This window comes from Roseococcus sp. GW821-FHT12F05 (assembly GCF_058806835.1).
The window spans coordinates 1-13303 of record NZ_JBXAQB010000002.1; the positions used below are offsets into that span (position 1 = coordinate 1).

Annotated in this window: 12 protein-coding genes; 6 read left to right on the plus strand and 6 right to left on the minus strand. The window is 71.4% G+C overall.

What is annotated here, in order from left to right:
- On the plus strand, positions 1–186 hold a 186-nt coding region (locus AC1ROY_RS04765), incomplete at its 5' end, for a hypothetical protein (protein WP_493147449.1).
- Between the two features lie 182 nt (positions 187–368).
- Here the strand turns inward: AC1ROY_RS04765 and AC1ROY_RS04770 are convergent.
- The 3 genes from AC1ROY_RS04770 to AC1ROY_RS04780 all read right to left on the minus strand — a co-directional run bounded on the left by AC1ROY_RS04770 (position 369) and on the right by AC1ROY_RS04780 (position 3316).
- Positions 369–1346 (minus strand): tripartite tricarboxylate transporter substrate-binding protein, encoded by a 978-nt coding sequence (locus AC1ROY_RS04770; RefSeq protein ID WP_493147450.1) that lies wholly within the window; start codon positions 1344–1346, stop codon positions 369–371.
- A 76-nt stretch (positions 1347–1422) separates the two neighbouring features.
- Positions 1423–2388 carry a tripartite tricarboxylate transporter substrate binding protein gene (locus tag AC1ROY_RS04775; RefSeq protein WP_493147451.1) on the minus strand — a complete coding sequence of 322 codons (966 nt, stop codon included), beginning with the start codon at positions 2386–2388 and terminating at the stop codon, positions 1423–1425.
- A gap of 67 nt (positions 2389–2455) precedes the next feature.
- Positions 2456–3316 carry a LysR substrate-binding domain-containing protein gene (locus AC1ROY_RS04780; protein ID WP_493147452.1) on the minus strand — a complete coding sequence of 287 codons (861 nt, stop codon included), beginning with the start codon at positions 3314–3316 and terminating at the stop codon, positions 2456–2458.
- A 124-nt stretch (positions 3317–3440) separates the two neighbouring features.
- On the opposite strand from AC1ROY_RS04780, the gene AC1ROY_RS04785 reads away from it, so the two are divergent.
- Entirely contained in the window at positions 3441–3671 is a 231-nt protein-coding gene (locus tag AC1ROY_RS04785) for a DUF1127 domain-containing protein (RefSeq protein WP_493147453.1), read from the plus strand.
- A gap of 10 nt (positions 3672–3681) precedes the next feature.
- On the opposite strand, the gene AC1ROY_RS04790 is transcribed toward AC1ROY_RS04785, so the two are convergent.
- Entirely contained in the window at positions 3682–4410 is a 729-nt protein-coding gene (locus AC1ROY_RS04790; protein ID WP_493147454.1) for a trypsin-like peptidase domain-containing protein, read from the minus strand.
- Between the two features lie 195 nt (positions 4411–4605).
- Here AC1ROY_RS04790 and AC1ROY_RS04795 point away from each other — a divergent pair, with 195 nt between their 5' ends.
- The 4 genes from AC1ROY_RS04795 (at position 4606) to AC1ROY_RS04810 (ending at position 10646) form a co-directional block, all read left to right on the plus strand.
- Positions 4606–5376, plus strand: coding sequence for an ImuA family protein (locus AC1ROY_RS04795; protein ID WP_493147455.1), 771 nt, complete (start codon positions 4606–4608; stop codon positions 5374–5376).
- A gap of 100 nt (positions 5377–5476) precedes the next feature.
- The gene (locus AC1ROY_RS04800; RefSeq protein ID WP_493147456.1) at positions 5477–6844 is read left to right on the plus strand and encodes a DNA polymerase Y subunit UmuC family protein; all 1368 of its coding nucleotides are present in this window, start codon (positions 5477–5479) and stop codon (positions 6842–6844) included.
- On the plus strand, positions 6841–10125 hold the full coding sequence (locus tag AC1ROY_RS04805; RefSeq protein ID WP_493147457.1) for an error-prone DNA polymerase: 3285 nt from the start codon (positions 6841–6843) through the stop codon (positions 10123–10125). The genes AC1ROY_RS04800 and AC1ROY_RS04805 overlap by 4 nt, the downstream gene beginning before the upstream one ends.
- Positions 10126–10193: 68 nt before the next feature.
- A complete protein-coding gene (locus tag AC1ROY_RS04810) occupies positions 10194–10646 on the plus strand; it encodes a hypothetical protein (RefSeq protein ID WP_493147458.1) in 453 nt (150 codons plus the stop codon).
- Here AC1ROY_RS04810 and AC1ROY_RS04815 read toward each other — a convergent pair.
- Both AC1ROY_RS04815 and AC1ROY_RS04820 read right to left on the minus strand, forming a co-directional pair.
- Complete coding sequence (locus tag AC1ROY_RS04815; RefSeq protein ID WP_493147459.1) at positions 10641–11996, minus strand: MATE family efflux transporter; 1356 nt, start codon at positions 11994–11996, stop codon at positions 10641–10643. The two genes, AC1ROY_RS04810 and AC1ROY_RS04815, sit on opposite strands and share 6 nt — an antisense overlap.
- A complete protein-coding gene (locus tag AC1ROY_RS04820; protein ID WP_493147460.1) occupies positions 11993–13243 on the minus strand; it encodes an NAD(P)/FAD-dependent oxidoreductase in 1251 nt (416 codons plus the stop codon). Before AC1ROY_RS04820 ends, AC1ROY_RS04815 begins: the two co-directional genes overlap by 4 nt.
- Positions 13244–13303: the final 60 nt, after the last annotated feature.

The window sequence follows — 13303 nt, forward strand, 5'->3', positions numbered from 1 at the left end:
CAGATCAAACCAACGCCCAGTTACCCAAGACATGGCACCAATCTCAAACGCGCACATATCATCTGCATCAACAGATTCGATTTTGAAACAACGATACCCGTCCCGCCGGAAGCCGGCCGGATTGGGTATACCCTCTCTTTCGAGTGGGACGCGGATTCGACCGCGAAGGACATGGACCTTAGCTAAAAGCACCAAGGTCGTCAAGCTCTTCGTGGGTCGGAACCCGCTCCGCAGTGGCATCGCCCTGCGGTGAAGCCGTATCTATGGGGACGACGCCGAACTGTAAAGTGCCCGACGCCAAATTCGTCGCATAAGCCGCATGCGTTCCCCGAGGCTTGCGCGAATCGCGCAGCCCGGCAGGTGCGCCCCTAGCTGTCGGCGCGGATGTGGTTGTCCGTGATCACCCGGCCCCACTTGGCGATCTCGGCCTCCATGAAACGCCCGCATTCCTGCGGCGTACTGGCCACGATGTCGCAGCCCTGCTCCTCAATCTTCGCCTTCACCGCGGGCTCGTTCAGCACCTGCACCATCGCCTCGTTCATCTGGCGCACGAGCGTCTCCGGCGTCCCCGCGCGGCCCAGCAGGGCCCACCAGGTCGGCGCCGCAAAGCCACTGAAGCCCTGCGAGGCAAAGGTCGGGCAGCCCGGCACGTGGCGGCTCTCGGTCGCCGTCGTCACGCCGAGCGGCCGCAGGATACCGGCGCGGATGTGCTGGCTCACGATCACGACGTTGGTCATGAACAGCGGCACATGTCCGGCCACCGCGTCCTGCACGGCCGGCCCGCCGCCGCGATAGGGCACGTGCACCATGCTGAAGCCGCCCTGCTGCTGCAGCAGCGTCGTCGAGACATGCGCGAGACCGCCCACGCCCGAGGTCGCGTAGTTCAGCGTGTCCGGCGCCCGCTTCGCCGCCTCGATCACCTGCTGGAAGTTGTGAAAGGGCGTGGACTGGTGCGCGACCATCGCCAGCGGCCCCGAGGCCGCGTGGCAGACCGGCACGAAGGCTTCCATGGTCTTGAACGGCAGCCGCATCACCGTCTCGTTGGTGGCCTGCGTGTCATAGACGAAGGTCCAGGTGCTGCCGTCGGCCGGTGCCCGCGATGCCTCGATCGCGCCGGTGGCGCCCGAGGCGCCGCCGCGGTTGTCGATGACGATCGCACGACCCAGCACCTCGGCGAGGCGCGGCTGGAACAGGCGGGCGATGGTGTCGGTGGAGCCCCCCGGCGGCCAGGGCACGATCAGCCGCAGGGTCCGGTCGGGAAAGCCCGCCCCGAGCCCTTGGGCACGAAGGACGGACGGCGTCGCGAGCAGGCTGCCCGCGAGGCCAATGAATGCGCGACGGTCCACGGCCGGACCTCCTTTTTTTGTCTCAGGACGTTCGCGATTCACATGCCGGGCGTCGCCCCGGCTGGCAAGCCTGTTTTCAGCTTTCGGCCCGGATGTTGTTGGCCCGGATCACCTCGCCCCACTTGACGATCTCGGCGCGGATAAAGGCCTCGGTCTCCGCCGGCGAGCTCGCGACGATGTCGGCCCCCTGCTCCGCCATGCGCGCCTGCACCGGCGCCTCGGAGAGCACTTGCTTCAGCGCGGCCTGGAAGCGGTTGGTGATCGGCGCGGGGATGCCGGCAGGGCCGACCATCACCCAGTAGGTCAGCGCCTCGAAGCCCGGGAAGCCCTGCGAGGCGAAGGTCGGCACGTTCGGCAGGAAGCGGCTCGGCGCGGCGCTGGAGACGCCGAGCGGGTGCAGCCGACCCTCGCGCATATGGCTGAGGATGATCACGATGTTCGACATGAACAGCGGCACGTGGCCGGCCAGCGCGTCCTGCAGGGCGGGGCCGCCGCCGCGATAGGGCACGTGGCTCAGTTTGAAACCGCCACGCTGCTGCAGCAGCACCGTCGCGATATGGGCGAGCGAGCCCACGCCTGTCGTGGCGTAGCTCAGCGTCTCGGGCGCGGCCTTCGCCGCCTCGATCAGCTGCGCCAGTGTGCGGAAGGGCGTCGAGGGATGCGCGGTCAGCGCATAGGGGCAGGTGCCCAGCAGTGAGCAGAAGGTGAAGGCCTCCATCACGCGATAGGGCAGGCTCATCAGCGTCTCGTTGCTGGCGAGCGTGTCGTTCGCGAGCAGCCAGGTGTGGCCGTCCGGCAGCGCGCGGGCGGTCTCGCCGGAGCCGACCGAGCCCGAGGCACCGGCGCGGTTGTCCACGACGACCGGCTTGCCCAGGATCTCCTGCAGCCGCGGCTGGACGATGCGCGCGACCGTATCGTTGGAGCCGCCGGGCGGATAGGGGACGATGATGCGCACCGGCCGCTCGGGCCAGGATTGCGCATAGGCCGGCGCGGCCAGCGCGGGCACGGCGAGCATGGAACCTAGGGCGGTGCGGCGGTCCATTCCGGGTTTCTCCCTCATTGTCGGCGAGCACCAGAACACGCGGCGGCCCACCGGCTCAAGGGGCGGTTCAAGACGCTTGTGCGAAGCCCTGCCGGATGGCCTCGGCTAGCGCCTCGCCGCCGGGCGAGAGCGGCACCTCGCCGGTGGCGAGCAGGATGCCCATCTCGGCCAGCGCCGGCAGCCCCTCCGCCTCGCCGAGCCAAATGAGCCCGGCCGGCAGGCGCGTGGGCGTCGAGATGGTGAGCGCCAGCCCCGCCAGTGCAACGGCGAAGCAGCCGGACTGGGTGGTGCTGTTGTAGGTGACGCGCACGCGCCGCCCCTCGCGGCCCAGCGCCTCGAGTGCCGCGCGGCGCCAGGTGCAGCCGGGATGGGCGGCGGCCAACGGCAGCGGGTCGCGCTTGTGCAGCGCGCTGCCCTGCGGCCCGACCCAGCGCAGCGGGCCGCGCCAGACCTCCTCGCCGCTGCGGCCATGGCCCTCGGTGAGCAGCGCCATGTCGAGATGGCCATGGGCGAGCCGCTGGACCAGCTCCTCCGAGCTCATGCAGAGCACGTCGACCTCGATGCCCGGATAGGCCTCGCCGAAGCGGGCGAGGATGCCGGGCAGCCATTGCAGCGCGTAGTCGTCGGGGCTGCCGAGCCGCACCTGGCCGATGATCGGCGGGGCGCGGAAGGTGGTGATGATCTCCTCGTTGAGCGCGAGCAGGGTGCGGGCGCGCTCCAGCAGCCAGGCGCCCTTGTAGGTCGGCTCGAGCCCGCGCGGGCCGCGGCGCAGCAGTTCCTCGCCAAGCACCTCTTCGAGCCGGCGCATCTGCATGGAGACGGCGGATTGGGTGCGGCCTACGCGCTCGGCGGCGCGGGTGACGCTCTGGCCCTCGGCGATAAGGACGAAGCTGCGCAGCAGTTCGGGGTCGAGGCCGGCGGGAAGCATGGGGCAGATCATCACAAAAACTGATGGGGAACGTCAAGATTAGTCGTTTGAGTGATGCTTCCAAGATTGCGACTGTTTCCTTGCGCCTCAGATTCGGGGCGCGGAAACCCAGAAGGAATGTGTCATGTCCGCCGCCCGGCTCCTCTCCCCCTCCGCGTTCAGGCCCAATGCCGCGCTGGATGGCCAGAAGGATAGCTTCCTGTGGCTGGAGCACCTCACGCGATTCTGGCGCGCCTTCGAGACGCGCCAACACCTCGCGGAGCTGGACGAGCACATGCTGCGCGACATCGGCGTCACGCCAGCCGAGGCGCGATACGAGGCGCTGCGCAAACCCTGGGACGTCCAGGGCTGCTGACCGCCCCGCGCTAATCGGCGCTGGCCAGGCGGGTGGCGGGCAGCGCCCCCATCCGCCGCGCCTCGTCCATCGCCTCGCGGATGTCGAGGATGAAGACCTGGCGGCGATCGCCCTCGGCGAAGCCGGTCAGGTCGACCCCGGTCATCATGGCGAGGACCGGGGCGTTGCCCGGATCGGGCAGCGCGGTGGTCAGGCCCATCACCCGCCCGTCGCGGTCCACCACGGGGCCGCCGGAGAAGCCCATCAGGGCGCCGAGCCGGGCCGTGAAGCCCGGGCCGAACCCGCGCAGCTGGATCCAGGGCCGGGCCACGCGGCCGGTCGCGAGCGAGCGGCCGAGCCCCTCCGGTCCCAAAGCCCAGATCGCCTCGCTCTCGCTGGGGATGTCCGGCGCGAGGCTGGCAGGCCGGAGAAAACCCTCGGGCATGCGGAGCACGGCGAGATCCATGCGCGGCGAGGTGCCGACGAGGGTGGCCCTGGCCTCGGCGCCGCCATCGGCGCGGCGGACGGTCACGTGGCCTCCCGCCTGGCGCACCACATGGGCATTGGTGAGGAGATGCCGGCTGTCCACGGCGATCCCGGCGCCGACCGAGACGCCGCTGGCCTGCAGGCTGGCGAGGCTGTCGCGCGCCACGCGCGCGGCGGGCGTGCCTTCGGCCTGGACGGCCGGCAGAGGGGCACAGGCCACGAGGGAGGCCAGGACAAGCACCAGCACAGGCGCCAGCCGCGCGGAAAGGGTCATCAGGGGGTGCCTCCTTCGGGGGGACAAGGGGCAGAGTGATGGGGGGAGGTTAAGAAAACCCTTCTTCGGGCTGATTCGCTTTGGATTTTTGCGGAAGCTTTTGTGGCTCCGGATCCCTCCAGGCTCGACGCGAAGGTCCTTGACCAGGGCGGGTGGGGATACTAGAACATATAGAGAACATTCATCGCAACCCATATGTCCGTCGAAGCCCCCCTCCCCCACCCGACCGAGCCAGATCCGACTGATCGGGCGGCCCTCCTCGCCGGGCTGCGGGCGCGGATCGCGCGGCTCGACCCGGGCATGGCCGGCTTCGGCACCGGCCGCGCCGCCCTGCCCCTCTCGCCCGAGCTCGATGCGCATCTGCCCTGGAACGGGCTCCCCCTGGCCGGGTTGCACGAGGTGCTCTCGGCCGAGCCGGGCGCTGCGATGGGCTTCTCCGCGCTGCTGCTGGCCCGTGTCCAGGCCGCCCTGCCCGGCCGCTCCGTGCTCTGGATCGCGCCCGAGCCCGACGCCTACCCGCCTGGCCTCGCGCACCTCGGCCTCTCGGCGGCCGGCCTGATCCTGGTCCGCGCCCCGCGCCCGGCCGACGCGCTCTGGGCCGCCGAGGAGGGGCTACGCTGCCCGGCCATCGGCGGCGCCCTGCTTTTCGGCGCGACGCTCGACCTCACCGCCGCCCGACGCCTCCAGCTTGCCGCCGAGACGGGCGGCGGGATCGGCCTGCTGCTGCGCCCGGACGACGAGAGTCCAGGTCCGACCGCGGCGCTGACCCGCTGGCGGCTCTCCGCCCGCGCCTCGCCCGAGGCCGGCCCGCACCATCTGGGCGAGCCCGGCTGGGAGATCGCCCTGCTGCGCGCCCGCGGCGGACGGCCGGGCGCCTGGGTCGGCGAGTGGGACGCGGCGCGCGGGGAGCTGCGGACGCTCGCGCCCGCGCAGGCCGCGCCGGCGGCGAAGCGGAGGCGGGCGTGAGGAGGTTCGCCCCCCTGGATCTTTTTTACGGATGGAAGGTGCAGGAAACTCAGTTTCCTGCCGGGGTGTTTGAGGGGCAGAGCCCCTCAAGATTCCCCTGATGGGCAGCCGCCGCTTCGCCCGCACCCCGAGCCTCCCGCTCTTCGAGGGCGGCCTGCCCTGCGCGGCGCCGCCTTTGCCGCCAGCCCAGGCCGGCACGCCTCTAGGCGACCGTCGCTTCCTCATGCTGCATGGCGAGAGGCTGGCCGCCGAGCGCCCGGCCGTCTGGGCGCTGCGCTTCTCGCCGCTGGTGGGGATCTGGCGCGAGGAGGGCCTCCTCATCGAGACCACCGGCCTGCCCGACCGCGAGCCCGAGCTGCTGCGCCGCGTGCTGGGCGCCTTCGCCGCGGCTGGGGCAACCGTGCGCGGGCTGCTGGGCGGCGCGCCGGCCGCGCTCGCCGCCCTGTTGCGCGCCGGCGCGCGGCCGCAGGTGCTGGCGCCGGATCAGGAGGCCGCCGCCCTGCCCCGTCTGCCCGTGACCGCCCTTGCCCTGCCGGAGGAGATGATCCCGGCCCTGCATCGCCTCGGCCTGCGCGACGTCGCCGCGCTGGAGGCGCAGCCGCGCGGCCCGCTGGCCCGGCGCTTCGGCACCGCCATCGCCGAGGAGCTGGCCGCGCTGCGCGGCCGGGTCGCGCCCTTCACGCCGATCCGGCCGCCGCCGCGCCATGTCCAGGCGCGCGAATACCTTTCGCCGCTCTGCACCGCGCCGGCGCTGGAGTGGGCGACCGGCGCGCTGGCCGACCTTCTCTGCGTGGGGCTGCTGGAATCCGGCGAGGGCGCGCGGGCGCTCAGGCTGCTCGCCTTCCGCGGCGACGGCTCCTGGCAGGAGCTGCGCCAGGGGCTCGGACAGGCGAGCCGTGACCCCGCCCATCTCCGCCGGCTGCTCGGCCGCCGCATCGAGGAGCTGCAGCCGGAGCTGGGCTTCGAGAAACTGATCCTGGACGCCGAGGTGACCGAGGCGCTGCACGCCCGCCAGGCCGGCCTGCCCGGCGAGGAGACGCCGAAGGAGGCTCTTTCGGAGCTGCTGGACCGCCTGGCCCAACGCGTGCGCATCTGGCGGCTGGAGCCGCGGGACTCGCACTGGCCGGAGCGGGCGGTCCGGAAAGCGGATGCCTTCGAGCCGGTCGCCGAAGCCCCGGCCGCGCCGCGGCCGCTGCGGCTGCTACGGCGGCCCATCCCCGTGGAGGCCAGCGCCGTGCTCCCGGACGATCCACCCTTCCAGATCCGCCTCGGCCGGCGGGTGGAGCGCGTGGTCTCGGCCGAGGGACCGGAACGCATCGAGCCCGAATGGTGGCGCACGCCGGAGGACCGCCCGCCGCGCGACTATTACCGCGTGCAGCTCGCCTCGGGCGCGCGCTGGTGGGTCTGCCGGTGCGGCGCAGCGGGAAAGCCTGACGTGAGGTGGTTCATCCACGGGTTCCTGCCGTGACCGCCGCGGTCCTGCCCCTCCCCGCCCGGCGTCGCGCCGGCCGCGCGATGCCGATAGCCCGGAGCGCTGTCTTCGGCGAGCTGGGCGCCCTGTCCAACTTCACCTTCCTCGAGGGCGCCTCGCACCCGCACGAGTTCGCCATGGCCGCGGCGCTGCACGGGCATCGCGTGCTCGGCATCGCCGACCGCAACTCCATGGCCGGGCTCGTGCGCGGCTGGGTCGCCTGCCAGCGGGCCGTCGCGGACCTGAAGGAGGAGGGGATCGAGACGGAGCTGCGCTTCCTCGCGGGCGTGCGTCTCTGCCTGACCGACGGCAGCGAGTACCTCGCCTGGCCGACCGACCGCGCCGCCTGGGGCCGCCTCTGCCTCCTGCTCTCGACCGTGCGGATGGAGGCGCCCAAGGGCGAGTGCCCGATCACGCCCGAGCAGATGTACACGGCGATGGAGGGGCAGGTGCTGGCGCGGATGGCGCCGGATGCGCCCGACCGCGAATTCGCCTCCCGTCACGCCCGCGAGGCGCGGATGCTGCGCGAGCGGCTGGCACTGCCGCTGCTGCTCGCCGCGCAGACCCGTGCGCGCGGCGCCGACCGGCATCGGCTGGATATGCTGGCACAGGTGCCGGAGGCGCGGCTGATCGCGGCCGGCGGCGTGCGCTACCACGTGCCGGAGCGCCGGCGCCTCGCCGACGTGCTGAGCGCCATCCGCCTCGGCTGCACGGTGGACGAGCTGGGCTTCGCCGCCGAGCCCAATGGCGAGGCCTGCCTCAAGCCGGAGGAGGAGATGCGCCGCCTCTTCAACGGGCACGAGGAGGCGGTGGAACGCGTGGCCGAGGTGGAGGCGGCCTGCCGCTTCGACATGGAGCATCTGCACTACGAATATCCGGAGGAGATCCTCGACCCTGGCCGGACGCCGCAGGAGACGCTGGAGGCGCGCGTAGCCGAGGCCGTGCCGAGGATGTGGCCCGAGGGCGTGAAGCCGGAGGTGCAGGCACAGCTCGACAAGGAGCTCGGCATCATCGGCAAGCTGAAGTACGCGTCCTACTTCCTCACGGTGAGCGAGATCGTGCGCTACGCTCGCGATCAGGGTATTCTCTGCCAGGGTCGGGGCTCTGCTGCCAATTCGGCAGTCTGCTTCGCACTCGGCATCACCTCGCTGCGCCCTGAAACCTACAAGCTTCTCTTCGAGCGCTTCATCAGCGAGCAGCGTGGCGAGCCGCCCGATATCGACGTGGATTTCGAGCACGAGCGGCGCGAAGATGTCATCCAGCACATCTATCAGCGTTACGGCCGCCACCGCGCCGCCATCGCCGCGACGGTGATCCGCTACCGCAGCCGCAGCGCGATCCGCGAGGTGGGCAAGGCTCTCGGCATCGAGGAAGAGGCGACCGCTTTCATGGCCAAGGCCGGCGGTTCGCCCGGCAATGAGTCGAGCTGGGAGGAGATCGCCGAAGCCCATGGGCTCGACCTCTCGAACCCGCGCGTGAAGCTGGCCTGCGAACTGGCCGTAGAGATCAAGAATTTTCCCCGACATCTTTCCACCCATGTCGGCGGTTTCGTCCTGACGCGCGGACCGCTGACCGAATTCTGTGTCGTCACGCGAGCGGCGATGAAGGACCGCCACACCATCGAGTGGGACAAGGACGATATCGATGCGATGAAGATGCTGAAGGTCGATGTGCTCGGTCTCGGAATGCTGAGCTGCATCCGTCGTGCCCTGGATCTGACCGGCATCCGGGCGATGGCCGACATCCGCCAGGAGAGCAAGGCGACTTACGAAATGCTGTGCCGCGGCGAGAGTCTCGGCGTCTTCCAGGTGGAAAGCCGTGCGCAGATGAACATGCTGCCGCGCCTTAAGCCGCGTGAGTTCAAGGACCTTGTGGTGGAGGTCGCGATCGTGCGGCCCGGCCCCATCCAGGGCGACATGGTGCACCCTTACCTCCGTCGGCGGAATCGCGAGGAAGAGCCGAATATCCCCAAGGGCCTGGAGGAGGTGCTGGACTACACCATGGGCATCCCGCTCTTCCAGGAACAGGCGATGAAGATCGCCATCGTCGGTGCCGGCTTCTCCCCCACACGCGCCGACGAGTTGCGCCGCGCCATGGCGACCTTCAAGCACACGGGCGACCTGCCGAAGTTCCATCCCGAATTCATCGCGGGCATGGTGGCCAACGGCTACGATAAGGACTTCGCCGAGCGCTGCTTCAGGCGGCTCGACGGTTTCAGCTCCTACGGCTTTCCGGAAAGCCACGCGGCAAGCTTCGCGCTGCTGGTCTACATCTCGGCCTGGCTGAAATGCCATCGCACCACGGCCTTCACCTGCGCGCTGCTGAACAGTCAGCCCATGGGCTTCTACGCGCCGGCGCAGATCATCCGCGAAGCGCGGGACAAGGGCGTGCAGGTACTGCCGATCGACGTGACGATCAGCGGCTGGGATTCCGCACAGGAGGAGATTCCTGGCTCAAGCCGCCCACTTGGCCACAAGCTGCGTCATGCCCTCCGCCTCGGCCTCCGCCTCGTCAGCGGCCTCTCCGAGGACGCCGCCCTGCGCATCGCCGCCGCCCGCCCCTTCACCGACCTCCGCGACATGATCCTCCGCGCGCGGCTCGACCGCCGCAGCGTGGAGCGCCTCGCCGAGGCCGATGCCCTGCGCGGCCTCGGCCTCGACCGCCGCGCCGCCATGTGGGAGGCGGCCGCCATCGAGCGGGAGGTCCCGCTGGAGGCTCCTGTCGCCGAACCAGCCGCCCGCCTGCCCCGCACCACCGCCGGCGAGCAGGTGGTGCTGGACTACACCGCCACCGGCCTCAGCCTGCGCCAGCATCCGCTCACCCTGCTGCGCCCGGAGCTGCAGCGCCTCAAATCCGTCACCACCGCCGAATTCAACAAGGCTCCCCCCGGCGCCTGGCTGCGGCTGGCCGGTCTCGTGCTGGTGCGTCAGCACCCCGAGAGCGCCAAGGGCGTGATCTTCTTCACCATCGAGGACGAGCACGGCGTGGCCAACCTCGTGCTCTTCCGCGACATCTCGCAGCGCCACCGCGCCGAGGTGGTCGGCGCGCGCCTCGTCATCGCCGAGGGCCGGATGGAGCGGGCCGAGGGTCCCGGCCATCACGTGCCCATCCTGCACCTCGTGGTCCGCAGGCTAGAGGATCATTCCGGCCTGCTCCACACGCTGCACGAGCTGGACCTCGATCCCTCGAACGGAGTGATCGCGCCGCCGGACGGGATAAGGCCCTCTCCGAGGCCGAAAGGCCGGGGCCTCCGCCAGCCCAGCCGGGATTTTCATTGAAGCCTTCGATATAAATTTGCGAGTCATTCTCAATTGCACTACAACCTCCCGACACCGGAGGTTCTTCCATGGCGACTCGCGGCCTGCCCGCCTGGCCCCATCTCGGGCAGGATTCAGAAGCTTTGCCCGAGGCCGAGCGCCTGCTGCTGGACGCGGCCCGCGCCTGGGCCGCCGAAGGGCCGGCCGGCCCCATGGCCGAGGCTGCGCTCGTCCTGGCCGCGGGTGGCACAGAGGGCACGGCCCTCATGCTCGACCCGCTGCTGCGCGGCCTTCCGACGCTGCACCTCGCCGGCCCGCTCTGCCCGCACATCACCGAGACGGAATCCGCGCTGCTGCTGGCCGTCAGCGCGGCGCAGCAGGGCTCGCGCAGCCTGGCGCTCGGGCTGCTGCACCGGCTGGCGCCGCCGCTCACCGCCTATCGCGCCATGCCGCTGCTGGTGGGCCTCGCCTGCGCGCTCAAGCGCAGCGGGCACGTGCTCGCCGCGGCCTTCGAGCCCTCGCGCCTGCCGCGCGGATTATGAAGGGCGCGGCCCCCAGACGCCGGGCCGCACCGCCACCGCCGCCAGCACGCCATAGGCCGTGACGCCCAGCGCCACCGCCAGGAACTGCCCGTCCATCCCGAGGCCCAGGACGTCGCCAAGAAGCCAGCCGCCGCCCACCGCGATGCCGAGCCGCGACAGGCCGGCCGCCACCGGATAGCCCATCCGCCCCGCGCCCATCGCCGCGAAGTACATCGCCATGCCGAGGCCGAAGCCGCCGAAGGCCGGTCCGATGAAGCCCAGCGCCCGCGCCGCGATCGCCGCCACCTCGGCATCCGAGGCGAAGAGGTTCGCGAAGGTCAGCGGGAAGAGCGCCACGCTGACGCCGACCGAGGAGCAGACGCCGAGCGCCATCAGCCCGCCCACCCAGGCGGTGCGCCGCGCCGTCTCCCAGTCGCCCTGCCCGACCGAGCGCCCGACCAGCGCCGTCAGCGCCGAGCCCACGCCGAAGGCCAGCGGGATCATCATGAACTCCAGCCGGGCCGAGACGCCGTAGGCCGCGACCGCGACGGGCCCGTAGGAGGCGAGCCGCGCCGTCACCAGGATGGTCGCCATGTTCGCCACCAAAGCGAGGCAGCAGGCCACGGCGCCGACCGCAAGGATGCGCCGGAACAGCGGCCAGCGCAGCTGCACGCGCAGGTCCAGCCGGAAGCCGGCGGCGCCGGAGGACACCACCATCGCCATCACGACAGCCGCGCCGCAGAAGCTGATCGCGAAGCCGACGCCGATGCCCACCAGCCCGAGGCCGAAGAACTCGCTGAGGAAGAAGGCGAGGATCGGGTAGGAGATCCAGGCGAAGTTCAGCACGCGCGCGGCCAGCGCGTGCTTGCCGGCGCCGCGCAGGATGGAGCCGAGCGTATTGGCGAGCCAGGCCGGGACCGCGCCCAGGCCGAACAGCGCCATCGAATAGGGCACGGCCGCCGCCGCCGCCTCGGCGCCGCCGATCAGCGGCAGCACCGTCCCCGGCAGGATCGCGAGCACGATCACGAACATCGCCGCGAAGCCCAGTGCGATGAGCAGCGCGTGCACCGCGAGCTGCGAGGCCTCCTCCTCCTTCTTCGCGCCCAGCGCGCGGGCGATGGCGCTCACCACGCCGCCGCCCATGGCGCCGGCCGACATCTGGCCGAGCAGCAGCGAGAAGGGCAGCACCACCGCCCAGCCCGCCAGCGCCGTGCGGCCGAGGCGCGCTGCGATCACCGTCTCCATGAGCAGCGCCAGCACCTGCAGCGCGGACATCAGCGAGGTCGGCGCGGCCAGCGCCAGGATGCGGCGCGCGAGCTCGCCATGGGTCGGGCGCGCGATGAGGGTGACCACCGTCTCGGAGGTGCTCATGCGAAGCGCTCCACGCCGAAGGGCGTCAGGTCGGTGTTGGGTGCCGGGCCCAGCATCGCCGCCGCCAGCAGCGCGCCCGTCGGCGCCGAGGCGGTGAGGCCGAGATGCCCGTGCCCGAAGGCGCACCACAGGCCGGGCCAGGCGCGCACCGGGCCCATCACGGGCAGGCTGTCCGGCAGGCAGGGGCGATGGCCCATCCAGTGCGGGCGCTGCTCGCGCGTGTCGGCCTGCGGATAGACCTTCGCGAGATCCTCCAGCAGCAGGGCCGAGCGGGCCGGGCTGGGCGGAGCCTCGGTGCCGCCGAATTCCACGGAGCCGGCAAGGCGCAGCCCCTCCTCCATCGGCGTGATGAAGATCTTTCGATCCGCCGGGATGAGCGGGCGGCGCGGCATGACGCCGGGGCTGGGCAGCATGACGTGGTAGCCGCGCTGGCTCTCCAGCGGAACCTGGATGCCCAGCGGCGCGAGCAGCTTCGCGGACCAGGCGCCGGCCGCGAGCACCACGTGGTCGGCCGCGAAGGGCTCGCCGTAGATGAGCGCGCCGGTGACGCGGTGCTCCTCCGTCGTCAGCGCCGTGGCGTTGCCGCGCAGGATGGTGCCGCCCATCCGCTCCACGCCCTGCGCCACCACGCGCGCCTGGCGCAGCGGATTCACCGAGTGCCCCTGCCCCGGCAGGAAGACGCCGACGCCGTAATTGTCGGAGACCTCGGGCTCCAGCTCCAGCAGCTCGATGCGGCTGAGCACGCGCATGTCGAGCCCGTGCGTGCGGCGCAGCTCCCAGGACGCATCGTCCTTCGCGAGGTGCGCGCGGTCGCGATAGAGGTAGAGCTGCCCGTTGCGCGCGATGATATCCGCCGCGCCCTCGGCCTCCAGGATCTCCAGGTGCCGGTCCTCCGCGCCGCGCAGCAGCGAGGCCAGCGCCTGCGCGATCGCCTGCACGCGCTCCGGCCGCGCCGAGAGCACGAAGCGCCAGAGCCAGGGGAAGGCCGTCGGCCAGTAGCGCGTGGGGATGGTCAGCGCGCCCTTCCGGTCCAGCAGCATCTTCGGCACGTCGCGCAGCACGCCGGGCATGGCGAGCGGCGCCACCGAGCCCGCGGAGATCGCGCCCGCATTGCCCGAGGAGGTGCCCTCGCCCGGCCCCGCGCGATCCACGATCGTGACGTCGGCGCCCGCGCGCGCGAGGTACCAGGCGGTGCAGAGGCCGACGATTCCGGCCCCGATGACCAGCACCGTGGGTCTGTGTTCCATGCGTGAACGATTCCGGTAAGTTGACTATACAACACAGCGACGCGATCATCTCGTCAACCG